We start from the raw sequence: 23860 nt of genomic DNA, 5'->3' as shown, positions 1-23860 counted from the left end.
GGATGATGGCCAGAAGACCGACGACCATGCTGGAAGAGCGCGACAGTTCGAAGAAGGTCGGCGCCCTGCGCGGCCTCGCCCCCTTCCTCGCGCCCTATCGCCGGCTGACCTTCGCCGCCCTGGCCGCGCTGGTGCTGACCGCCACCGTCAGCCTGATCCTGCCCCTGGCGGTTCGCCGTGTGGTCGATGGCTTCACCGAGAACAACGCGGAGCTCCTCGACCAGTATTTCGGCGCCTCGCTCCTGATCGCCGCGGCGCTCGCGCTGGGCACCGGGCTGCGCTACTACCTCGTCACCATCCTGGGCGAGCGGGTCGTGGCCGACATCCGCCGCGCGCTCTTCGACCGGATGATGGGCATGAGTCCGGCCTTCTTCGAGCGGATCATGACCGGCGAGGTGCTGTCGCGCCTGACCACCGACACCACGCTGATCCTCTCGGTCATCGGCTCCTCGGTCTCGATCGCGCTGCGCAACCTCCTCATCCTGATCGGCGGGCTGGCGCTGCTGTTCTTCACCTCGGTGAAGCTGACCGGGATGGTGCTGCTGATCGTGCCGGCCATCGTGATCCCGATCGTGGTGCTGGGCCGCCGCCTGCGCAAGCTGAGCCGCGAGAACCAGGACTGGATCGCGCAATCCTCCGGCGACGCCTCGGAGGCGCTGCTGTCGGTGCAGACGGTGCAGGCCTTCACCCATGAGCAGCCGTCGCGGCAGAAATTCGCGCAGGTGACCGAGAAATCCTTCGACTCCGCGAAGACGCGGGTGCGGACGCGGGCGCTGATGACGGTGATCGTCATCTTCCTCGTCTTCACCGGCATCGTCGGCGTTCTCTGGATCGGCGCGCGCGACGTGCGGGCCGGGCTGATGTCGCCGGGCGAGATGGTGCAGTTCCTGATCTACGCCGTGATGGTGGCCGGCTCGGTCGGCGCCCTGTCCGAGATCTGGGGCGAGCTGCAGCGCGCCGCCGGGGCGACGGAGCGGCTGTCCGAGCTCCTGGTGACCAAGGACGCGGTGCAGGACCCCGCCGCGCCGAAACCCCTGCCGCGCCCGGTGCGCGGCGAGATCACCTTCGACGCGGTGCGCTTCCGCTACCCGGCGCGGCCCGAGGCCTCGGCGCTGGACGGCGTCGATCTGGTGGTCCGCCCGGGCGAGACCGTGGCGCTGGTCGGCCCCTCCGGCGCCGGCAAGACCACCATCCTGCAACTGCTGCTGCGCTTCTACGACCCGCAGGACGGCGCGGTGCGGATCGACGGCATCGACCTGCGCGACATGGCGCGCGACGATTTCCGCCGCGCCATCGCGCTGGTGCCGCAGGACCCGGTGATCTTCGCCACCTCCGCGCGCGAGAACATCCGCTTCGGCCGCCCCGAGGCCACCGACGCCGAGGTCGAGGAGGCCGCCCGCGCCGCCGCCGCGCATGATTTCCTCAGCGCCCTGCCGCAGGGCTACGACACCTATGTGGGCGAGCGCGGGGTGATGCTGTCGGGCGGGCAGAAGCAGCGCGTGGCCTTGGCCCGCGCCATCCTCCGCGACGCGCGCATCCTGCTTCTGGACGAGGCGACCTCGGCGCTCGACGCCGAGAGCGAGCGCGCGGTGCAGATGGCGGTGGAGCGGCTGTCGCAGGGCCGCACCACGCTGGTCGTGGCGCACCGCCTCGCCACGGTGAAGAAGGCCGACCGGATCGTGGTCTTCGATCAGGGCCGCATCGTCGCCACCGGCACGCATGACGCGCTGGTGGCCGAAGGCGGGCTCTACGCCCGGCTGGCCCGGCTGCAATTCACCGACGGGCAGGCGTGAGTCGGGCAGGCGTGAGCCGGGCTGACGTTACGTTTCCGTGACACTGCCGGCTTGCGGGCTGCGGCAATACCGCCCATGTTTTCCAACAAGATGACGAACCTCCGGCACAGCGGGGGCCCTGGGGAGGAGGATGTCATGGGAAGCTTCGCGTCACTTGCGGATCTGAAAGCCATTGAAGCGGAAGGGGCCTGGGCCGATCTCGGCGCCCCGACAAGCATCTACCGCTTCCTCACCGCCGCGAAGGACCGCCACGGCGCCCGCCCGGCGATCTCCTTCCAGCTGCTCTCGGGCCCGAAGGACAAGGCCGTGACGCTCAGCTGGGCCGAGCTGCACGGCCAGGTGACGCAGGCGGCGAACCTGTTCCGCAGCCTCGGCATCGGCGAGAAGGACGTCGTCGCCTTCGTGCTGCCCAACAGCATCGAGACGGCGGTGACGCTGCTGGCCGGGGCGGTGGCGGGCATCGTCAACCCGATCAACCCGCTCTTGGAGGCCGGCCAGATCAGCGCCATCCTGCGCGAGACCGGGGCCAAGGTCGTGGTCACGCTGAAGGCCTTCCCCAAGACCGACGTGGCGCAGAAGGTGGCCGAGGCGGTGGCCCATGCGCCCTCCGTGCGCACGGTGATCGAGGTCGATCTCAACCGCTACCTCACCCCGCCGAAATCCTGGATCGTGCCGCTGATCCGCCCGAAGAACCCGGTCTCGCATCTGGCCGACGTGAAAAGCTTCACCGAGGCGAAGCGTTTCCCCTCCGACCGGCTGTGCTTCGACGATCCCTCGGCCGACCGGGTCGCGGCCTATTTCCACACCGGCGGCACCACCGGCATGCCGAAGGTGGCGCAGCACAAGGTCTCGGGCATGGTCTACAACGGCTGGTGCGGCCAGCGCCTCCTGTTCCGCGAGAGCGACACGGTGATCTGCCCGCTGCCGATGTTCCACGTCTTCGCCACCTATCCGATCCTGATGTCGATGATCGCCTCGGGCGCGCATGTCGTCTTCCCGACCCCGGCGGGCTATCGCGGCGAGGGCGTCTTCGACAATCTCTGGAAGCTGATCGAGCGCTGGAAATGCACCTATCTGGTGACGGTGCCCACCGCGCTCGCCGCCCTGATGCAGCGCCCGATCGACGCCGATGTGTCATCCTTGCGCGGCGCCTTCTCCGGCTCAGCCCCGCTGCCGGTGGAGCTCTTCAACCGCTTCGAGAAGGCCACCGGGGTGCAGATCGTCGAGGGCTACGGCCTGACCGAATGCACCTGCCTCGTCTCGGTCAACCCGCCCGAAGGCGACAAGAAGATCGGCTCGGTCGGGCTGCCCTTCCCGCATACCCATATCCGCATCCTGCATTCCAACGGCGCGGGCGAGGTGGTGAAGGAATGCGCGGTGGACGAGGTCGGCGAGATCTGCGTCGCCAATCCCGGCGTCTTCGAGGGCTCGACCTACACCGAGCTCGACAAGAACCGCGGGCTCTTTGCCGAAGGCCGCTACCTGCGCACCGGCGATCTGGGGCGGCTCGACGCCGACGGCTATCTCTTCATCACCGGGCGGGCAAAGGATCTGATCATCCGCGGCGGCCACAACATCGACCCCGCCGAGATCGAGTCGGCGCTGATGCGGCACGAGGCGGTCAGCTTTGTCGGCGCCATCGGCCAGCCCGACGCCTTCGCGGGCGAACTGCCCTGCGCCTATGTCGAGCTGGTCAAGGGCGCGACAGCCACCCCGGCCGAGCTGATGGACTTCGCCCGCAGCCATATTCACGAACGCGCCGCGGTGCCGAAACACGTCGAGGTGCTGGACGAGCTGCCCAAGACCGCCGTCGGCAAGGTGTTCAAGCCCGACCTGCGCCGTCTGGCCATCGCCCGGGTCTATGACGCGGCGCTGGAGAAGGCCGGGCTCGATACCCGCGTGACCGAGGTGATCGAGGACAAGAAGCGCGGTCTGGTCGCGGTTCTCTCGCGCGGCGCGGCGGAGGAGGCCGCGGTGACGGCGGTGCTGGGCGAATTCACCCGGCCCTGGGAGTGGCGGAAGCCGGAGCAGCCCTGAACCGGGGCGCCCCGCTCGCATCTGCGTGACGCGGGGTGAGCCGGGCTGGACCTTGGCGGGCGGCGGTCCTAGCCTTGGCGCAACCGCGCGCATCCTGCCGCGCCCCCGAAGGAGACCGCCCGCATGACCAATCCGCTGCTCGCCCCCTGGGACACGCCCTTCGCCCTGCCGCCCTTCGCCGCGATCCGCGACGAGGATTTCATGCCCGCCTTCGATGCGGCCCTGGCCGAGGCGCGGGCCAATATCGCCGCCATCGCCGGCAACCCCGAAGCGCCGAGCTTCGCCAACACCATCGCCGCGATGGAGCTGGCCGAGGAGAGCCTCGACCGCGTCGGCGGCGTGTTCTACAATCTGGCCGGCGCCGACAGCACGCCAGCGCGCGAGGCGCTGCAGCGGGAACTCGCGCCGAAGATGTCGGCCTTCTCCTCCGAGATCATCAACAACCGCGCGCTGTTCCAGCGCATCGAGACGCTCTGGCAGGAGCGCGAGACGCTGGGGCTGGACGACGAGCAGCTGCGGGTGCTGACGCTTTATCGGCGCATGTTCGTCCGCTCCGGCGCGCAGCTCGACGGCGCGGCGGCCGAACGGCTGACGGCGGTGAAGGCGCGTCTGGCGGTGCTCGGCACCGAGTTCGGCCAGAACCTTCTCGCCGACGAGCGCGACTGGTTCCTGCCGCTCTCCGCCGACGATCTCGAAGGCCTGCCCGATTTCGTCATCGCCTCCGCCCGCGCCGCCGCCGAGGAGCGTGGGCTCGAGGGCCATGTGCTGACGCTGAACCGCTCGCTGATCGTGCCCTTCCTGCAATCCTCGCCGAACCGCCCCCTGCGCCAGCGCGCCTATGAGGCCTGGGTGGCGCGCGGCGCCAATGGCAATGCCAGCGACAACCGCGCCATCGCCGCCGAGATCCTCAGCCTGCGCGAGGAGCGGGCAAAGCTCCTGGGCTACCCGAGCTTCGCCGCCTACAAGCTCGAGCCGGAGATGGCCAAGACCCCGCAGGCGGTGCGCGACCTGCTGATGCGGGTCTGGACCCCGGCGCGGGCCAAGGCCGAGGCCGATGCCGCGGTGCTGGAGGGCCGGATGCATGCCGAAGGCGTGAACGGCGATCTGGAGGCCTGGGACTGGCGCTATTATTCGCAGGCCCGGCGGCTGGAGGAGCACGATCTCGACGAGGCGGCGCTGAAACCCTATCTCTCGCTCGAAGCGATGATCGGCGCCGCCTTCGATTGCGCCAACCGCCTGTTCGGGCTGGAGTTCCGCCCGCTCGACGTGCCGCTTTACCACCCCGACGTCCGGGCCTGGGAGGTGACGCGGAACGGCAAGCATGTCGCGGTGTTCTTGGGCGACTACTTCGCTCGCGGCTCGAAACGCTCCGGCGCCTGGTGTTCGGCGATGCGCAGTCAGCGCAAGCTCGGCGGCGAGGTGCGGCCGATCGTGGTCAATGTCTGCAACTTCGCCAAGGGCGATCCGGCGCTCCTGTCCTGGGACGATGCCCGCACGCTGTTCCACGAATTCGGCCACGCCCTGCACCAGATGCTGTCGGACGTGACGCATGGCTTCATCTCCGGCACCTCGGTGGCGCGCGATTTCGTCGAACTGCCGAGCCAGCTCTACGAACACTGGCTCTCGGTGCCCGAGGTGCTGGAGAAACACGCGAAACACTGGAAGACCGGCCAGCCTATGCCCGCCGACATGGTGCAGCGGCTGCTCGCCGCCTCGACCTATGACCAGGGCTTCGCCACGGTGGAGTTCGTGTCGTCGGCGCTGGTCGATCTGGCCTTCCACGAGGGCGCGGCCCCCGCCGATCCGATGGCGAAACAGGCCGAGGTGCTGGCGGATCTGGGCATGCCCAAGGCGATCCGCATGCGCCATGCCACGCCGCATTTCGCGCATATCTTCTCGGGCGACGGCTATTCCTCGGGCTATTACAGCTACATGTGGTCCGAGGTGATGGATGCCGACGCCTTCGCCGCCTTCGAGGAGACCGGCGATGCCTTCGATCCGGCGATGGCCGAAAAGCTGGAGCGGTTCATCCTCTCGGCGGGCGGCTCGCGCGAGGCCGAGGCGCTCTACACCGATTTCCGCGGCCGGATGCCGGGGGTGGAGCCGCTGTTGAAAGGTCGGGGGCTGCTCGACGCCGCTTGAGGGCGGTCGGGTTCCGACATGAACTGTCGCGTTCCGCCGCGCCGCCGCCTTGCCGGCGGCTAGGTTGACCGCAGACCGCAGGAGAAGCCGCGTGATCGAAACACCGGATTACATCATCGTCGGCGCAGGCTCGGCAGGCTCGGTCCTGGCCGAGCGGCTGAGCGCCGGCGGCAGGCACCGCGTCGTGGTGCTGGAGGCGGGCGGCAGCGACCGGCGCCTTTTCGTGCAGATGCCGCTGGGCTATGGCAAGCTGTTCTACGACCCCTCGGTGAACTGGATGTACCGCACCGAGCCCGATCCCGGTCTGGCCGGTCAGGCGGATTTCTGGCCGCGGGGCAAGCTGCTCGGCGGGTCGTCCTCGATCAACGCCATGGTCTGGATCCGCGGCCACCGGCAGGATTACGAGGATTGGCAGGCCGCGGGCAATCCGGGCTGGGGCTGGGACGAGGTTCTTTCCGCCTACCGGGCGATGGAGGACAACGAGGCCGGCGGCGACGCCTTCCGCGGCAAGGGCGGGCCGCTCTTCGTCTCGGCCAACCGCGACGGGCTGCACCCGCTGGTCACATGCTACATCGACGCCTGCGCCGAGGCGGGGCTGGCCTTCAACCCCGACTTCAACGGCGCGCGGCAGGAGGGGGCAGGGCCCTACCAGCTGACGGTGAAGGGCGGGCGGCGCAATTCGGCGGCGCGGGCCTTCCTGCGCCCGGCGATGAAGCGCGCGAACCTGCACGTCGTCACCGGCGCGCAGGCGACGCGGGTGCTGATGGAGGCAGGCCGCGCCGTGGGGGTGGAATATCGCCACGGCGGCGAGCTGAAGACCCTGCGCTGCAAGGCCGAGGTGATCCTCGCCGGTGGCGCGGTGAACTCGCCGCAGCTCCTGCAGCTCTCCGGCATCGGCCCGGGGGCGCTGCTGCAGGGGCTGGGCATCGAGGTGCTGCGCGACAACCCGAATGTGGGCGATCATCTCGCCGATCATCAGGGCATCAACTACACTTGGCGGATGACGCGGCCGACCTACAACGACCTGCTGCGGCCCTGGTATGGCAAGCTCGCGGTGGGGCTGCGCTGGCTCGCGCTGCGCGACGGGCCGCTGGCCAAGTCGATCAACCACGGCGGCGGCTTCTTCCGCACCTCGCCCGATCTCGACCGGCCCAACATGCAGCTCTACTGTCAGGCCTTCTCGACCCTGATGCCGCGCGAGGGCGAGCGCCCGGTGCTGTCGCCCGACCCCTTCCCGGGCTTCTCGCTCGGCCTGTCGAACTGCCGACCCACCAGCCGCGGCCATATCCGGCTGCGCACCCCCGATCCGCTGGCGGCCCCGGTGATCACCGCCAATGCCTTCTCGACCAACCACGATGTCGAGGAGATGCTGGCGGCGGTGAAATTCTTGCGGCATCTGGCGGCGCAACCGGCGCTGGCCTCGGTCATGGCCGAGGAACTGCGCCCCGGGCCGGAGGTGGTGGGGGACGAGGCGCTGATCGCCGATTTCCGCGCCCGGTCGGGCACGGTCTATCACCCGTCCTGCACCTGCCGCATGGGGCCCGACGAGGGCAGCGCGGTGGTGGATGCCTCGCTGCGGGTGCATGGGGTGGCGGGGCTTCGGGTGATCGACGCCTCGGCCTTCCCCAACATCATCGCCGGCAACACCAACGCGCCCTCGATGCTGATGGGCTGGAAGGGCGCCGAGCGGGTGCTGGCGGATGCCCGCTAGCCGGGGGAGCCGCCCTCGGGGGCATCGAGCCCCCTCGGGCGGCATTGCCATGGCGCGCCGCCCCCGGTCGCGGTGTGGCGACGGGGCGCGGGGGGCTTCGTTGATTAATTTGGGCAAAGAAGAAGCCGCAGCGGGGGCGCTGCGGCCTCAGGGGTCACTCGCCGCGGGGGAAGCGCTTGCTGTCCTCGAGGATGTTGAGGTCCATGTGGTTGCGCATGTAGCGCTCCGAGGCCTTCTGCAGCGGCTGGTAATCCCAGGGGTAGTAGCCGCCCTGGCGCAGCGCCTCGTAGACCACCCAGCGCCGGGCCTGGCTCTCGCGCACCTCTGCGTCGAAACGGGCCAGATCCCAGCGCGCCTCGGAGGCGGCGCGCAGCCGGGCGAGGGTCTCGGCATGGGCCGGATCGGCGGCGAGGTTCCGCCGTTCCTGCGGGTCGCTGGCGAGGTTGAAGAGCTGCTCGGGATCGGCGGCGCAGCGGATGTATTTCCACTCGCCCTCGCGGATCGCCACCAGGGGAGTGATCGAGCCCTCGGCGGCGTATTCCATCAGCACCGGCTCGCTGCGGGCGGTTCCTTGCGCCAGCGGCACGAGGCTCATGCCGTCGGTCCAGGGCATCACCTCGGCCATGTCGACGCCGGCCAGCGCGCAGAGGGTCGGCGTCACGTCGATGCTGCAGACCGGCGTGTCGATCCGGCCGGCGGGCGCCTCGGGCGCGCAGATCATCAGCGGCACCCGGGCCGAGCCCTCGAAGAAGTTCATCTTGAACCACAGCCCGCGCTCGCCCAGCATCTCGCCATGATCCGAGACGAAGATCACGATCGCCTCCTGCCGGCTGCGCTCCAGCACGTCGAGCACCTCGCCGATCTTGTCGTCGACATAGGAGATATTGGCGAAATAGCCCTGACGGGCGCGGCGGATATGATCCTCGGTGATCTCCAGCGCGCGGAAATCGCAGGCATCCATCAGCCGCTGCGCATGCGGGTCCTGATCCTCGTAGGGGATCGGGGTGGGCGCGGCCAGCATCGGGTGATCCTCGTAGAGGTCCCAGTATTTGCGGCGGGCGACGAAGGGATCGTGCGGATGGGTGAAGCTGACCGTCAGGCACCAGGGCCGGTCGTCGAGCCCGCGCGACAGATCGTAGAGCTTCTGGCAGGCCTGATGCGCCACGTCGTCGTCATATTCCAGCTGGTTGGTGATCTCGGCCACGCCCGCGCCGGTCACCGAGCCGAGGTTGTGATACCACCAGTCGATCCGCTCGCCGGGCTTGCGATAATCCGGGGTCCAGCCGAAATCGGCGGGGTAGATGTCGGTCGTCAGCCGCTGCTCGAATCCGTGCAGCTGGTCGGGGCCGACGAAATGCATCTTGCCCGACAGCGTGGTCTGATAGCCCGCGCGGCGCAGGTGATGCGCGTAGGTCGGGATGTCAGAGGCGAATTCGGCGGCGTTGTCATAGACCCGGGTGCGCGAGGGCAGCTGCCCCGACATGAAGGACGCGCGGGCCGGGGCGCAGAGCGGACTCGCCGTGTAGGCATTGGCAAAACGCGCCGAGCGTTCGGCCAGTTTCTTCAGGTTGGGCGCATGCAGCCAGTCCGCCGGGCCGTCGGGAAACAGCGTCCCGTTCAGCTGATCAACCATCAAAATGAGAATATTGGGGCGTGTCATGGTGGCCTTTCCGGTCGTTCTGTGGCAAAGCTGCGCGCAATGACTGTCTTGGAGCCCTGTGCCCCGTCTGTCCTGCCCGCGACCCTTTACGGAATTCCGCGCCAGACCGACAGGAGAGCCAGATGAAAATCGTAACCGAACTGCCCCACCCGGTGGTCGAGAATCCCGATGTGGGGATCGTGCTGGCCGACGGCTGCCGGCTCTCGGCGCGGGTCTGGATGCCCGCCGATGCGGCGGCCCATCCGGTGCCGGCGGTGCTGGAATACATCCCCTATCGCAAGCGCGACGGAACGCTGGCGCGCGACGAGATCATGCATCCTTACGTCGCCGGGCACGGCTATGCCTGCGTCCGGGTCGACATGCGCGGCAATGGCGACAGCGACGGGCTGATGTCGGACGAATATTCCGAACAGGAGCTCGCCGACGCCTGCGAGGTGATCGCCTGGCTCGCCGCCCAGCCCTGGTGCAGCGGCAGCGTCGGCATGATGGGCAAGAGCTGGGGCGGCTTCAACTGCCTGCAGACCGCCTTCCTGCAGCCCCCGGCGCTGAAGGCGGTAATCTCGGTCTATTCCACCACCGACCGTTTCGAGAGCGACATCCACTTCAAGGGCGGCTGCCTGCTGGGCGAGAACATCGGCTGGGGCGCGGTGATGCTGTCCTATTCCTCGCGCCCCGCCGATCCGGCGCTGCGCGACGACTGGCGCGAGCAGTGGCTGGAGCGGCTGGAGGCCGAGCCCTTCCTCGCGCCGCGCTGGGCCTCGCACCAGAGCTACGACGCCTATTGGAAACACGGCTCGGTGCGCGAGGATTACGCGCGGATGCAGATGCCGGTGCTGTCCTTCGGCGGCTGGGCCGACAATTACATGAACACCGTGGGTCATCTGGTGGCCAATGTGCCCGCCCCGGTGCAGGGCATCGTCGGCCCTTGGGTGCACCAATATCCGCATCAGGCGGTGCCGGGGCCGACGGTGGGCTTCCTGCAACTGGCGATCCGCTGGTGGGACCGCTGGCTGAAGGGCATCGAGAACGGCGCCGAGTCCGATCCGGCGATGCGCGCCTACATGCTGCATTCCGCCCCGCCCGACGCCTCGGCCCCGCATCGCGAGGGGCATTGGCTGGCGGAAAGCACCTGGCCCTCCGACCGCACCTACACGCGGCAGATGGCGCTCTCCTTCGACGGCATGCTCGACGGCGACGGCGGGCTTCTGGAACTGCCGATCTCCACGCCGCAGCATCTGGGGCTCGACGCGGGCGAGTTCTTCCCGATGGGCCTCAACGCCGAGATGCCGGGCGACCAGCGCCATGACGACGCCATGTCGCTCTGCTTCGACACGAGGCAGGCGGAAACTCCGGTGGAACTGCTGGGTGCGGCGGTGCTGAAGCTGCGGCTCGTCAGCGACAAGCCGCGCGGCTTCATCGTGGCACGGCTCTGCGACGTGGCGCCCGACGGCTCCTCGGTGCGGATCGCCCATGGCATGCTGAACCTCTGCCACCGCGACAGCCGCGAGACTCCGGCCCCCGTGCCGGTGGGCGAGGAGATCGCGGTGGAGCTGGTGCTCGACCAGATGGCCTACCGTCTGGCGCCGGGCCACCGGCTGCGGCTGGCACTGTCCAACAGCTACTGGCCCTTCCTCTGGCCCAGCCCCGAGCCGGTGACGCTGATCCTGCAGGACGGCATGCTGGAGTTGCCGGTTCACGAGGAAAGCGGCCCGGAATGGCAGCCGCCGCCCGCCGAGGGCGCCGCACCCTGGAAGCACCGCGTGCTGCGCGAGGGCTCCGCCGCCCGGCGGGTGGAGCGCGACCTGATCTCGGGGCGCTGGTCGCTGATCGTCGAGGATGACGGCGGCGAGCGCGAGAACCTGACCCATGGCCTCGTCAGCGGCGAGACCCTGCGCGAGGTCTGGTCGATCCATCCCGACGATCCGCTCTCGGCCCGGGCCGAGATCTTCTGGGAGCAGCGCCTGTCGCGCGGCGACTGGTCGGTGATGACGCGCTGCACCACGCTGATGACCGGCGACGCCGACGGGCTCAGGATGCAGGCCGAACTCACTGCCTACGAGGGCGACAGCCTGATTCTTGCGCGAAGTTTCGACGAGACCGTGCCACGCGACTTCATCTGAACATTGTTCGAGCCGGTTGCAGGAAATCGTTGCCCGAAAAAAGATTCGCGGGTTATTGATTCAGCAATCAACAAAAAAGACGAATTGTCACAGGGAGACTGCGAATGAACGACGAACTCAACCACCTGCTTGCCCGCACCGTGCAGGGCAGGGTCAGCCGCCGCGCCTTCATGGGGCGCGCGGCCGCGATGGGCGTCACTGCGGCGATGGCCAACACCCTGCTTGCCACCAGCCTGCGCGCGCAGGAGCCGGTGAAGGGCGGAACCCTGATCATGGGCCTCGGCGGCGGCGAGAGCACCAACAGCCTCGACCCGGCGCTGGCGGCAAGCCAGGTGCCGTTCCACGTGCTGCGCACCACCGGCGAGAGCCTTGTGGATACCGCCGCCGACGGCGCGCTGGAGATGCGGCTGGCCGAAAGCGTGGAAAGCACGCCCGACGCCAAGACCTGGATGTTCAAGATCCGCAAGGGCGTCGAATTCCACAACGGCGCCACGCTGACCCCGGATGATGTGCTCAAGACCCTGCAGCGCCACAGCGACGAGAAGGCCCAGTCGGGTGCCTTGGGCATCATGCAGGGCATCGAGTCGATGAAGGTCGACGGCGACTACGTCTCGGTCACGCTCGGCACGCCGAACGCCGACCTGCCTTACCTCATGGGCGACTACCACCTGATGATCCAGCCCGGCGGCGGGATCGAGACTCCGGCCGACGGCATCGGGGCAGGGGCCTACAAGATCGTCACCGACGAGCCCGGCGTCCGCCATGTCTTCGAGAAACATGCGAACTACTGGGACAGCAGCCGCGGCCATTACGACCGGGTCGAGTTCATTGTCATCAACGACGCCACGGCGCGGATGGCGGCGGTGCAGTCGGGTCAGGTGCATATCGCCAACCGGGTCGAGCCGAAGGTCGCGGGGCTCCTCGCCCGCGCACCGGGGCTCGAGGTGAAGAACGTCGCCGGCCGCGGCCACTACGTCTTCATCATGCATTGCAACACCGCGCCCTTCGACAACAAGGATCTGCGGCTGGCGCTGAAATACGCCATCGACCGTCAGGAGATGCTCGACAAGATCCTGATGGGCTACGGCACCATCGGCAACGACATCCCGATCAACGCCGCCTATCCGCTGTTCGACGACAGCCTGCCGCAGCGCGAATTCTCGGTCGAGAAGGCCGCCGAGCATTACAAGGCCTCCGGCCATGACGGCAGCCCGATCATCCTGCGCGTCTCCGACGTGGCCTTCCCCGGCGCCATCGACGCCGCGGCGCTGTTCCAGCAGTCGGCGCAGAAGGCGGGCATCCCGCTGCAGATCGAGCGCGAGCCCGGCGACGGCTACTGGTCCGAGGTCTGGAACAAGCAGCCCTTCTCGGCCTCCTACTGGGGCGGCCGTCCGGTGCAGGACCAGATGTACTCCACCGCCTACCAGTCCTCCGCCGACTGGAACGACACGCGCTTCTTCAACGACGAGTTCGACACCCTGCTGCTGCAGGCCCGCGGCGAGCTCGACGAGGCCAAGCGCAAGGCGACCTACGCCCAGATGGCGGCGATCCTGCACGAGGAGGGCGGCCTGATCTGCCCGATGTTCAACGACTTCATCGAAGCGGTGAGCAACAAGGTGCAGGGCTGGGAAGCCAATGGCGTGCAGGAGGTCATGAACGGCCTCGCGCCGCACAAGACCTGGCTCGCGTAAGGTCCGCGGATGAATCCCATCCTGAAACTTCTGGTCCAGCGCATCGCGCTGGGCCTCGTGCTGCTCTTTGCCGCTTCGGTGCTGATCTTCGTCGGCACGACCATCCTCCCCGGCGATGTGGCGCAGAACATCCTAGGCCAAGGGGCAACCCCGCAGGCGCTCGAGAACCTTCGCGCGCAGCTGGGGCTGAACGATCCCGCCTATGTGCGGTATTTCAACTGGCTCGGCGGCGTGCTGCAGGGCGATCTCGGCACCGCGCTGACCAACGGGCAGGACATCGCCACCAGCATGGGCGGCCGGCTCTGGAACACGCTGTTCCTCGCCTTCTGGGCCGCCGTGGTCTCGGTGCCGCTGGCGATCCTTCTGGGCCTCATCGCCGTGCGCTACCGCGACCGCTGGCCCGACAAGGTGATCTCCACCATCACCCTCGCCACCGTCTCGGTGCCCGAGTTCCTCCTGGGCTACATCGCCATCTTCCTCCTGTCGGTCACCTTCCCCATCGCCCCCTCGCTGGCGATGATCAACGACAGCATGTCGCTCGGCGCGAAGCTTCAGGCCATCAGCCTGCCGGTCCTCGTCCTCGTGCTGACCGTCCTCGGTCACATGATGCGCATGACCCGCGCCGCGATCCTCAACGTCATGCAATCGGCCTATATCGAGACGGCCGAGCTGAAGGGCCTGCGTCCCTTCACCGTCATCGCCCGCCACGCCCTGCCCAACGCCATCGCGCCGGTGGTCAACGTGGTGATGCTGAACATGGCCTATCTCGTGGTCGGCGTCGTCGTGGTCGAGGTGGTCTTCGTCTATCCCGGCATGGGGCAATATCTGGTGGACCATGTGGCCAAGCGTGACGTGCCGGTGGTGCAGGCCTGCGGCCTCGTCTTCGCCGCCGTCTACATCAGCATGAACATCCTTGCCGATGTCATCTCCATCCTCACCAACCCGAGATTGAGGCATCCGAAATGAGGGGTATCCCGATCTCCGCCCTCATCGGGCTGGTCTTCACCACCGCCTATTTCCTCGCGGCCATCCTCGCCGACCTGCTCGCCCCCTACGGCATGGCCGAGGTCGTCGGCGGCGTCTGGGAGCCGTCCTCGGCCGAGCATTGGCTGGGCACCGACGGCATCGGCCGCGACCTCCTGAGCCGGATGATCTACGGCGGGCGCACCACCATCCTCGTCGCCACCGCGGCGACGCTGCTCAGCTTCACTCTGGGCTCGGTGCTGGGTTTCCTTGCCGCCGTGCGCGGCGGCTGGGTCGATCAGCTGCTGTCGCGGCTGGTGGACCTGATGATGTCGATCCCCTCGCTGATCTCGGCGCTGGTGGTGCTCTCGGTCATGCCCGTCACCCTGCCGGTGCTGATCCTCGTCATGGGCATCCTCGATGCGACTCGCGTCTTCCGGCTCAGCCGGGCCGTCGCCGTCGATATCGCGGTGATGGATTATGTCGAGGCCGCCCGCCTGCGCGGCGAACGGCAGGGCTGGATCATCGCCCGCGAGATCCTGCCCAACGCGCTCTCGCCGCTGGTGGCCGAGATGGGGCTGCGCTTCATCTTCATGGTGCTGTTCATCTCGACGCTCTCCTTCCTCGGTCTCGGCGTGCAACCGCCGCTGGCCGACTGGGGCGGCATCGTGAAGGAGAACAAGGACGGCATCGTCTACGGCATCCCCGCCGCGCTGATCCCCGCCGTTGCCATCGCAACGCTGGCGATCTCGGTCAATCTCGTTGCCGACTGGGTGCTGAACCGCACCACGAGCCTGAAAGGAGGGCGCGGTGGCTGAACCCCTGCTGACGATCGAAGGCCTGCGCATCGAGGCCACCGCCTATCCGCCCGGCGAGCCGCCGCGCGATGTGGTGCTGGTCGAGGATGTGTCCTTCGCGCTGGAAAAGGGCAAGGTGCTCGGACTGATCGGTGAATCCGGCGCCGGCAAGTCCACCATCGGCCTCTCCTCTATGGCTTACGGCCGTGGCGGGGTGCGGCTGACCGGCGGCGCCATCCGGCTCAACGGGCGCGACATCCGGCTGGCCGGCTCGTCCGATCTGCGCAAGCTGCGCGGGCGCGAGGTCACCTATGTCGCTCAATCCGCCGCTGCCGCCTTCAACCCGGCGCTGCGGCTGATGGATCAGGTGATCGAGACCTCGCTGCGCCACGGCATCCTGTCGAAAGAGGCGGCGGAGAAGCGGGCGATCTCGCTGTTCCGCAAGCTCGGCCTGCCCAATCCCGAAAGCATCGGGCGGCGCTACCCGCATCAGGTCTCCGGCGGCCAGCTGCAACGGGTGATGACGGCGATGGCGCTCTGCCCCAAGCCCGACCTCGTGATCTTCGACGAACCGACCACCGCGCTCGACGTGACCACCCAGATCGAGGTTCTGGCCGCGATCAAGGAGGCCATCGCCGATACCGGGGTGGCCGCGCTCTACATCACCCATGACCTCGCCGTGGTGGCGCAGGTTGCGGATGCGATCATGGTGCTGCGGGCGGGCAAGAAGGTCGAATACGGCACGACGCAGCAGATCATCGAGACGCCGCGCGAGGATTACACCCGCGCGCTGGTCTCGGTCCGCTCGATCGACCACAAGGAAAAGGCCGAGGCCGAGCTGGTGCTCTCGGTGCGCAACGTGACGGCGCGCTATCGCGGCACCAATTTCGACGTGCTGAAGAACATCAACGTCGATCTGCCCGCCGGGCAGACGCTGGCGGTGGTGGGCGAAAGCGGCTCGGGCAAATCCACCCTCGCGCGGGTCATCACCGGGCTCTTGCCCGCCTCGCGCGGCGAGATCAACTTCGCCGGGCGGGTGCTCTCGCCGGAACTGCGGGCGCGCAGCAAGGACGATCTGCGCGAGCTGCAGATGATCTACCAGATGGCCGATACCGCGATGAACCCGCGCCAGACCGTCGGCACGATCATCGGTCGCCCGCTGGAGTTCTACTTTGGCCTCAAAGGCGAGGCCCGGCGCAAGCGGGTGCAGGAACTGCTCGACCAGATCGAGATGGGCTCGGGCTATATCGACCGCTACCCGGCAGAGCTTTCGGGCGGGCAGAAACAGCGCGTCTGCATCGCCCGGGCGTTGGCGGCCAAGCCCAAGCTCATCATCTGCGACGAGGTGACCTCGGCCCTCGACCCGCTGGTGGCCGACGGCATCCTGAAGCTGCTGCTGGAGCTTCAGGCGCAGGAGCATGTGGCCTATCTGTTCATCACCCACGATCTTGCGACGGTGCGCGCCATCGCCGACCGGATCGCGGTGATGTATCGCGGCGAAGTGGTGCGCTACGGCACCAAGACCGACGTGCTCTCGCCGCCCTTCGACGATTACACCGACCTGCTGCTGTCCTCGGTGCCCGAGATGAAGCTCGGCTGGCTCGAGAAGGTGATCGAGACCCGCAGCATGGAAGCGGCGGGCAACTGAGGCGGGGCAGGGGTTAAGAAACCCCTAACACGCTTCGGGAAGTTGCATGAGATCAAGGCCTTGAGGGGATTTTCACGCGTGAAAATCCCCTTTCGCCATGTCGGAGATCGCCGCAACGATCCGCGCGAAACTCTCCCGCGCCCGCCCCACATCATGCCGGGCCCGAAGATAGCCATGCACCAGCCCCGGCTCTTGGATCCAGCGGGCCACCCCGCCCGCCGCCACGATCCGGTCCCGATACTCCCGCCCGTCATCCGACAGGGGATCGCATTCCGCCGTCACGATGAAGGTCGGCGGCAGCCCCGAGAAATCGCTATCCTTCAGCACCTCCGCCGTCGGATCCGCCACCGGAGGCTCCCCCCCGTGCCGGGTCCGGGCATAGAACAGCACATCCTCCCGGCTCAGCATCGGCGCCTCGGCATGGGTCAGGTAGCTCCCCCGATCCGGATCGCCCCCCAGCTCCGGATAGACCAGCACCACCCCCCGCAGATCCAGCTCCCCCCGCGCCGCATGCGCGACCGAAGCCGCCAGACTGCCCCCCGCGCTGTCCCCGGCGAGGATCAGCGCCCCGACCTCCGCCGCAACCGCCCTGGCCGCCGCCAGCGCATCCTCGAACGCCGCCGGATGGACATGCTCCGGCGCCAGCCGGTAATCCACGCTCACCACCCGCAGCCCCGTCGCCGCGCAGATCTCGGCGCAGACATCGTCATGGCTCTCCAGCCCCCCCACCACGAACCCGCCGCCATGCAGGTAGAGCACGGTCAGAGCCGCCTCGCCGCGGCTGTAGACCCGGCAGGGCGCCCCGCCGAAGCTCCGGTCCAGGGTGGTCACCCCGGCTGGCCGAGCCCGGTGGAAGGCGGCGCACATCGCGTCATAGACCGCGCGCTGGTCGGCGATGCTGCGGGAGGCGGTGTCGGGGGGATAGAAGCTCTCGGTCCTGCGGATGAAGGCCCAGGTTTCCGCGTCGCAGAGGCTGGCATAGTCCGGCATGTCGGGCTTTCGGGCTGGCGGGGGCCGGGAAGCTGCCCGCGATCATAGGGCGCGAATGGCAAACGGGGCGGATCGCCGGATCCGCCCCGCTGCAATGTCATTCCGGGCCGGGGCCCGACAAATCAGGCGATCGACAGGTTGGTCGCCGATTCGCGGCCGTCACGGCCAGCTTCGATGTCGAAGGTCACGGCTTGACCGTCGGCCAGCGAGCGGATGCCGGCGCGCTCGAGAGCGGTGATGTGCACGAACACGTCCTTCTTCCCGCCTTCAGGAGCGATGAAGCCGAAACCTTTGGTGGCGTTGAACCATTTCACGGTGCCCTTGGCCATCGTGATGTCTCCTCTAAACATTCCGCCCGCGGAACTGCGGCGGCTCGGCTCAGTCAGGGCAAGATCGATAGACTGTTGCCTTGGAAAGGGAGACAGTGGTCGATAGAGATAACGTCGCCAGCTTTTTATGGCTCTGGCCCGCCGCAAAAGCAAGATAATTTCATCGGGCGCGCGCCGCAGTCGGCAATTCCATGCCTTGCCGGGGGAGCCAATTCGGCGCCGCCCGTGGTCAGAAAACATGCGGCAGATATAGAATGAGAATGACTGGAAAGGGAATTCCTTTCAACTGCGCGGGGATGGCCGTCGTGCCGCTATCCTTCCGACAGGATTGCGGATTTCCGCGACAGTTCTTTGGCCTGGTTCCCTGCGTCGCATTGGCACGCCCGCGCGGAGGGAATAGGCTCTGCGCGAATGGATGGAGAGTGACGATGACCTGGGGAACCTTGATGAGCCGCGCCGGCGGCATGTGCGAGTTTTGCGGCGGGACGGAGGATCTGCTGCCCTGCGACGTGCCGGGGGCGGGGGAGATTCTGCTCTGCGAGATCTGCCAGGGCGAGCCGCCGGCGGCGCATTGGCGCTGTCTCGAGACGGCGGCCTGGTCGGGCGAGCCGGAGGTGCAGGTGGCGGTCTGGCGCAAGCTGGGCGGGATCGACGAAGCCTGGGCGGCGCAGCTGCGCGATCAGATGATCCTGTCGCCCGAGGCCGAGGCGGTGATCGCGGCCCCGGCGGCGCTGGAGCACCGCGATTCGAACGGGGCGCTCTTGGCGGCGGGCGACACGGTGGTGCTTATCAAGGATCTGCCGGTGAAGGGCGCGGGCTTCACCGCCAAGCGCGGCACGGCGGTGCGGGGGATCTCGCTGGTCGCCGACAACGCGGCGCAGATCGAGGGCCGGGTCGAGGGGCAGAAGATCGTCATCCTCACCGAATTCGTGAAGCGGAAGTAGCGCGCCGGACCGGCCGGCGCGCCTTCCGGATCAGATGCGACCCATCAGGATCAGGATCAGCAGGATCACCACCACGAGGCCGAGACCGCCCGAGGGACCGTAGCCCCAGCTGCGCGAATGTCCCCAGGTCGGCAGCACGCCGATCAGGATCAGGATCAGGATGATGAGGAGAATGGTCGAAATGGTCATGGCGGTCCCTTCCAGCGGCCGGTTGATCCGGCTTGTGGCGGGGTAACGCTTTCGCGAGCAAGCGGGTTCCGTGGGGTCGTTTCCGGCGGGATGGGGGAGAAGGTTGGGGGGAAACCCCACCCTACGACATGTGGAATGGTGGGGCGGAACCCCACCCTACGAGGCGCGGGAGGTGGGGGGAAACCCCAGCCTACGGCAGGCGGCGGGGCGTCAGGGCCTTGAAGCGGTCGCCGGTGCGGGCGTTCATGTCGGACATGCTGTCCAGGCTGCGCTGGGTGCGCAGGGTGCGGGTGACGAAGGGGTTGGTCTCGACCTCCACCTCGTCGAGCGCGCCGCGGTCGTTGAGGAGCTCGTCGGCCGGCGGCGGCAGCTCGGGGCGGTTGGCCCCCAGCGCCTTCAGCTGTTTCTCGTGCTCGCACATCAGGTAGTCCAGCGTGATGTCCTCGGTGGTGCGAAGCGGCTTGCCCTTGGTCGGCAGGCATTCGGCGCCGGCCGCGAGCGGCAGGGTGCAGAGGATCAGGGCGAGGATCAGCCGGGGAGCGGCGGTCATGCGGGAGCCTTCCTTCGAGCCGGGAGGGGCCGGAACCGACCGCGGATCGGCCGGGGGTGCTGGTCCATAGATCGGAGCCGGGGCGGGAAATACAATGCACGGCCGGTAAACTTCCCGCCGGATCCGGACCGCCGGAATGCAGGATGCCGCCCCGGGAGGCGGCATCCTATGGCGCGACGCTGAGGGCGCGGGGCCTCAGCGGGTGAATTTCTTGTATTTCACCCGGGTCGGCTCGATCGAATCGGGGCCGAGGCGGCGCACCTTGTCTTCCTCATAGGCTTCGAAGTTGCCCTCGAACCATTCCACATGCGCATCGCCCTCGAAGGCGAGGATATGGGTGCAGAGACGGTCGAGGAAGAAGCGGTCGTGGCTGATGATGATCGCCGAGCCCGCGAAGTCGTCCAGCGCCGATTCGAGCGCCTGCAGCGTTTCCACGTCGAGGTCGTTGGTCGGTTCGTCGAGCAACAGCACGTTGCCGCCCGAGCGCAGGAGCTTGGCCATGTGGACGCGGTTGCGCTCACCGCCCGACAGCAGGCCCACCTTCTTCTGCTGGTCCGGGCCCTTGAAGTTGAAGGCGCCGCAATAGGCGCGGGAGTTCATCTCGGCGTCGCCCAGATGGATCACCTCCAGCCCCTCGGAGATTTCCTCCCAGACGGTCTTGTTCGGGTCGAGCGCGTCGCGCGACTGGTCGACATAGGAGAGCTTCACCGTGTCGCCGAGCACGATCGTGCCCTCGTCCGGCTTTTCCTGCCCGGTGATCATGCGGAACAGCGTCGACTTGCCGGCGCCGTTCGGGCCGATCACGCCGACGATGCCGCCCGGCGGGATGGTGAAGCTGAGATCCTCGATCAGGAGCTTGTCGCCCATGTGCTTCTTGAGGCCCGTGACCTCGATCACCTTGCCGCCCAGACGCTCGCCGTTCGGGATGATGATCTGCGCGGTGGAGATGCGCTCGCGTTCCGACTGGCCGGCCAGTTCGTTGTACTTGTTGATCCGGGCCTTCTGCTTGGCCTGACGCGCCTTGGCGCCGGAGCGGATCCATTCGAGTTCGCGCTGCAGCACCTTCTGCTTGGCCTTGTCCTCGCGGGCTTCCTGCAGCAGGCGCTTGGCCTTCTGTTCCAGCCAGGAGGAATAGTTGCCCTCGTAGGGGATCGAGCGGCCGCGCTCGAGTTCCAGAATCCAGCCGGTGATGTCGTCGAGGAAGTAGCGGTCGTGGGTGACGATCAGGATGGTGCCGGTATAGGCGATCAGGTGCTGCTGCAGCCAGGCGATCGACTCGGCGTCGAGGTGGTTGGTCGGTTCGTCGAGCAGCAGCATGTCGGGCGCTTCGAGCAGCAGCTTGCAGAGCGCGACGCGGCGGCGCTCGCCGCCCGAGAGGCTTTCGACATCGGCGTCATCCGGCGGGCAGCGCAGCGCTTCCATCGCCACGTCGACCTGGCTGTCGAGATCCCAAAGGTTCTGCGCGTCGATCGTGTCCTGCAAGGTCGCCATCTCGTCGGCGGTCTCGTCGGAGTAGTTCATCGCCAGCTCGTTGTAGCGGTCGAGGATGGCGCGCTTGGCCGCGACGCCCTCCATCACGTTGCCGCGCACGTCGAGCGCGGGGTCGAGATAGGGCTCCTGCGCCAGGTAGCCGACGCGGACGCCCTTGGCGGCCCAGGCCTCGCCTTTGAAGTCCTTGTCCATGCCGGCCATGATCTTCAGCAGGGTGGACTTACCGGAACCGTTGACGCCGACGACGCCGATCTTCACCCCCGGCAGGAAGTTCAGATGCACGCCCTCGAAGCATTTCTTGCCTCCGGGGTAGGTCTTGGAGACGTCTTCCATGTGATAGACGTATTGATACGAGGCCATATGAGAGACTCCCTGAGGGCGGTTTGGCGCGTCTTGTAGCGATATCGCTGGACAAGGGCAACGTGGGGGTGGTTTGTCGCAGCCGGATCTGGGGGAGAGCGGGTTGCAGGGCTGGCCGGTGGCACGAGCGGGGATGGTGATCGGCCTGTTGGGCGGGTCCTTCGATCCGGCCCATGCGGGGCATGCGCATATCACCCGCGAGGCGCTGAAGCGCTTCGGGCTGGACCGGGTGTGGTGGCTGGTGTCGCCCGGCAATCCGCTGAAGCCGCGCGGCCCGGCCCCGCTGGCCGAGCGCATGGCCCAGGCACGGGCGGTGATGCGGCATCCGCGGGTGGTGATCTCGGATCTCGAGGCCCGGATGGGCACCCGGCTGACGGCGGATACGCTGCAGGGGCTGCAGGCCCGCTATCCCGGGGTGCGCTTCGTCTGGCTGATGGGGGCGGACAACCTGGCGCAGTTCCACCGCTGGGACCGCTGGCAGTGGATCATGACCCATGTGCCGGTCGGCGTGCTGGCGCGGCCCGGGGCGGGGGTGCGCGGGCGCACCAGCCGGGCGGCGCAGAGCTTTGCCGGCGCGCGGGTGCCGGGGGCGCTGGCCGAGACGCTGGGGCGACAGGCGGCGCCGGCCTGGTGCTTCGTCGATGTGCCGATGGTGGACCTGTCCTCGACCGAGATCCGGGCGCGCGGCGACTGGCGACGCCCGGGGGGCTGAACCGGCGGCGTCGCTCCCCGAGGAGAGGATGCGGCCAAGGAGAAACCGGGGCCGCTCGCCGGAGCGTGAGACCGCGTGGCTTGCCAGAGGGGCCGCGCGGTCTGTAGGCTTCCGGCGGTTCGGGATCGGGGAGGATCACATGCGGATTTCGCGGCGCTGGATGCTGGGCGCACTGCTGGGAAGCGTGGCGGCCCCGGCGCTGCCGGTCTTCGCCGATGCGCCGGCGACCTCGCCGCGGCCGATGCGGCGCGGCGGGCCGGCGCCCGTGGTGCGCGAGGCGGAGGAACTGGTCGCCGAGGCGCGGCTGGGCGGCAGCATCGGCTTCGTGGTGGCCGATGCGGCGACCGGCGAGGTGCTGGAGCAGAGCGATGGCGCGTTGCCGCTGCCGCCGGCCAGCGTCGCCAAGGCGGTCACCGCGCTCTACGCGCTGGAGGCGCTGGGGGCGGAGTACCGCTACGCCACCCAGATCCTCGGCACCGGGCCGGTGGTGGGCGGCGTGGTGCAGGGCGATCTGGTGCTGGCGGGCTCGGGCGATCCGACGCTGAGCACCGATGCGCTGGGCGATCTGGCGGCGCGGCTGCGGGCGGCGGGCGTCACCGGCATCACCGGGCGCTACATCGCCCATGCCGGAGCGCTGCCCGCCGTCACGGCGATCGACGCCGAGCAGCCGGACCATGTCGGCTACAACCCGGCGATCTCGGGGCTGAACCTGAACTACAACCGGGTGTATTTCGAATGGCGCCGCGCCGGTTCGGATTATCAGGTGACGATGGACGCGCGGGCCGAGCGCTTCGTGCCCAAGGTGTCGATGGCGCGGATGCAGGTGGTGAGCCGCGACCTGCCGGTCTACACCTATGCCGCGGCGCAGGGCTCGGACAACTGGACGGTGGCCAGCACCGCACTGGGCAAGGGCGGCAGCCGCTGGTTGCCGGTGCGCCATCCCGAGGCCTATGCCGCTGAGGTGTTCCAGACCCTCGCCAAGGCGCAGGGCATAGAGCTGCCGGCGGCGCAGCTGGTACGGGTGCGGCCCGAGGGCGCGGTGCTGGCCTCGTGGGAGAGCGTGCCGCTGCGGCTGATCCTGCAGGACATGCTGAAGTTCTCCACCAACCTGACGGCGGAGGTGGTCGGGCTGACCGCCTCGGGCGCGGGGTCGCTGGAGGAATCGGCCAAGGCGATGAACCTCTGGGCCGCCGCGCGCTTCGGCATCGCGCCGGAGTTCCACGACCATTCCGGTCTTGGCGGCGGCTCGCGGATCTCGGCCGCCGACATGGTGACGGCGCTGGTCCGGGCGCAGAGCACGCTGACCGGGGCGGAACTGCGCGGGCTGCTGCGCGAGGTGGGGCTGCGCGACGCCAAGGGGCGCGAGCAGCGCAACGCTGCGGTGAGGGTGCAGGCCAAGACCGGGACGCTGAACTTCGTCTCGGGCCTTGCGGGGCATGCGCGGGCGGGGGAGGGGCGCGACATGGTCTTCGCCATCTTCTGCGCCGATCCCGAGCGGCGCGACCGGCTGACCCTGGCCGAACGCGAGCAGCCGCCGGGCGGGCGCGCCTGGGCCGGGCGGGCGCGGCTGCTGCAGAGCCGGTTGATCGAGCGCTGGATCGCCGTCCACGGTTGATGCATCGCATTCTCCGCATTTGCCCCGGCGTCCCTTGCGCCGTCAGCAGGTTGTTAGGACTGCGCTGCCATTCTCGCTGTCGGAGGTGAGGGGCCGGCATCCGACCGTCCGAACCTCG

General features: G+C 68.3%; 18 protein-coding genes. 12 read left to right on the top strand and 6 right to left on the bottom strand.

Annotated elements, in window-relative coordinates:
• Positions 1-5 precede the first annotated feature (5 nt).
• The 4 genes from C5F48_RS06760 to C5F48_RS06745 all read left to right on the top strand — a co-directional run bounded on the left by C5F48_RS06760 (position 6) and on the right by C5F48_RS06745 (position 7683).
• The gene (locus tag C5F48_RS06760; RefSeq protein WP_107663155.1) at positions 6-1793 is read left to right on the top strand and encodes an ABC transporter transmembrane domain-containing protein; all 1788 of its coding nucleotides are present in this window, start codon (positions 6-8) and stop codon (positions 1791-1793) included.
• 135 nt (positions 1794-1928) lie between these two features.
• Complete coding sequence (locus C5F48_RS06755) at positions 1929-3830, top strand: acyl-CoA synthetase (RefSeq protein ID WP_107663148.1); 1902 nt, start codon at positions 1929-1931, stop codon at positions 3828-3830.
• Between the two features lie 123 nt (positions 3831-3953).
• Positions 3954-5972, top strand: a complete 2019-nt coding sequence (locus tag C5F48_RS06750) for a M3 family metallopeptidase (RefSeq protein ID WP_107663147.1) — start codon at positions 3954-3956, stop codon at positions 5970-5972.
• A 94-nt stretch (positions 5973-6066) separates the two neighbouring features.
• Positions 6067-7683, top strand: coding sequence for a GMC family oxidoreductase (locus C5F48_RS06745; protein WP_107663154.1), 1617 nt, complete (start codon positions 6067-6069; stop codon positions 7681-7683).
• A gap of 154 nt (positions 7684-7837) precedes the next feature.
• Here C5F48_RS06745 and betC read toward each other — a convergent pair whose 3' ends face one another.
• Complete coding sequence (gene betC / locus C5F48_RS06740; RefSeq protein ID WP_107663146.1) at positions 7838-9343, bottom strand: choline-sulfatase; 1506 nt, start codon at positions 9341-9343, stop codon at positions 7838-7840.
• 122 nt (positions 9344-9465) lie between these two features.
• On the opposite strand from betC, the gene C5F48_RS06735 reads away from it, so the two are divergent.
• From C5F48_RS06735 to C5F48_RS06715, 5 genes are all read left to right on the top strand, one after another.
• On the top strand, positions 9466-11463 hold the full coding sequence (locus C5F48_RS06735) for a CocE/NonD family hydrolase (protein ID WP_107663145.1): 1998 nt from the start codon (positions 9466-9468) through the stop codon (positions 11461-11463).
• A gap of 104 nt (positions 11464-11567) precedes the next feature.
• Complete coding sequence (locus tag C5F48_RS06730) at positions 11568-13154, top strand: ABC transporter substrate-binding protein (RefSeq protein ID WP_107663144.1); 1587 nt, start codon at positions 11568-11570, stop codon at positions 13152-13154.
• Between the two features lie 9 nt (positions 13155-13163).
• A complete protein-coding gene (locus C5F48_RS06725) occupies positions 13164-14120 on the top strand; it encodes an ABC transporter permease (RefSeq protein WP_107663143.1) in 957 nt (318 codons plus the stop codon).
• A complete protein-coding gene (locus C5F48_RS06720; protein ID WP_107663142.1) occupies positions 14117-14935 on the top strand; it encodes an ABC transporter permease in 819 nt (272 codons plus the stop codon). The genes C5F48_RS06725 and C5F48_RS06720 overlap by 4 nt, the downstream gene beginning before the upstream one ends.
• Entirely contained in the window at positions 14928-16562 is a 1635-nt protein-coding gene (locus C5F48_RS06715) for an ABC transporter ATP-binding protein (RefSeq protein WP_107663141.1), read from the top strand. Before C5F48_RS06720 ends, C5F48_RS06715 begins: the two co-directional genes overlap by 8 nt.
• Before the next feature lie 72 nt (positions 16563-16634).
• Here the strand turns inward: C5F48_RS06715 and C5F48_RS06710 are convergent, their stop codons facing one another.
• A complete protein-coding gene (locus tag C5F48_RS06710; RefSeq protein ID WP_107663140.1) occupies positions 16635-17552 on the bottom strand; it encodes an alpha/beta hydrolase in 918 nt (305 codons plus the stop codon).
• A gap of 122 nt (positions 17553-17674) precedes the next feature.
• Positions 17675-17881 (bottom strand): cold-shock protein, encoded by a 207-nt coding sequence (locus C5F48_RS06705; RefSeq protein WP_107663139.1) that lies wholly within the window; start codon positions 17879-17881, stop codon positions 17675-17677.
• A 428-nt stretch (positions 17882-18309) separates the two neighbouring features.
• Between C5F48_RS06705 and C5F48_RS06700 the strand changes: the two genes are divergently transcribed.
• The gene (locus C5F48_RS06700; RefSeq protein WP_107663138.1) at positions 18310-18825 is read left to right on the top strand and encodes a PhnA domain-containing protein; all 516 of its coding nucleotides are present in this window, start codon (positions 18310-18312) and stop codon (positions 18823-18825) included.
• Positions 18826-18855: 30 nt separating this feature from the next.
• On the opposite strand, the gene C5F48_RS06695 is transcribed toward C5F48_RS06700, so the two are convergent.
• The 3 genes from C5F48_RS06695 to ettA all read right to left on the bottom strand — a co-directional run bounded on the left by C5F48_RS06695 (position 18856) and on the right by ettA (position 21415).
• Positions 18856-19014: a DUF3309 family protein gene (locus C5F48_RS06695; protein ID WP_107663137.1), complete on the bottom strand. Its 159-nt coding sequence runs from the start codon at positions 19012-19014 to the stop codon at positions 18856-18858.
• A gap of 190 nt (positions 19015-19204) precedes the next feature.
• Entirely contained in the window at positions 19205-19564 is a 360-nt protein-coding gene (locus C5F48_RS06690; protein ID WP_107663136.1) for a hypothetical protein, read from the bottom strand.
• Between the two features lie 195 nt (positions 19565-19759).
• Positions 19760-21415: an energy-dependent translational throttle protein EttA gene (gene ettA / locus C5F48_RS06685; protein ID WP_107663135.1), complete on the bottom strand. Its 1656-nt coding sequence runs from the start codon at positions 21413-21415 to the stop codon at positions 19760-19762.
• 103 nt (positions 21416-21518) lie between these two features.
• Between ettA and C5F48_RS06680 the strand changes: the two genes are divergently transcribed.
• The gene (locus C5F48_RS06680; RefSeq protein ID WP_258186486.1) at positions 21519-22127 is read left to right on the top strand and encodes a nicotinate-nucleotide adenylyltransferase; all 609 of its coding nucleotides are present in this window, start codon (positions 21519-21521) and stop codon (positions 22125-22127) included.
• 139 nt (positions 22128-22266) lie between these two features.
• Positions 22267-23742 carry a D-alanyl-D-alanine carboxypeptidase/D-alanyl-D-alanine endopeptidase gene (gene dacB, locus C5F48_RS06675; protein WP_107663134.1) on the top strand — a complete coding sequence of 492 codons (1476 nt, stop codon included), beginning with the start codon at positions 22267-22269 and terminating at the stop codon, positions 23740-23742.
• Positions 23743-23860: the final 118 nt, after the last annotated feature.

It is taken from the genome of Cereibacter changlensis JA139, from assembly GCF_003034985.1.
Classification (GTDB): domain Bacteria; phylum Pseudomonadota; class Alphaproteobacteria; order Rhodobacterales; family Rhodobacteraceae; genus Cereibacter; species Cereibacter changlensis.
This window is presented reverse-complemented; position numbering and strand designations above follow the sequence as displayed.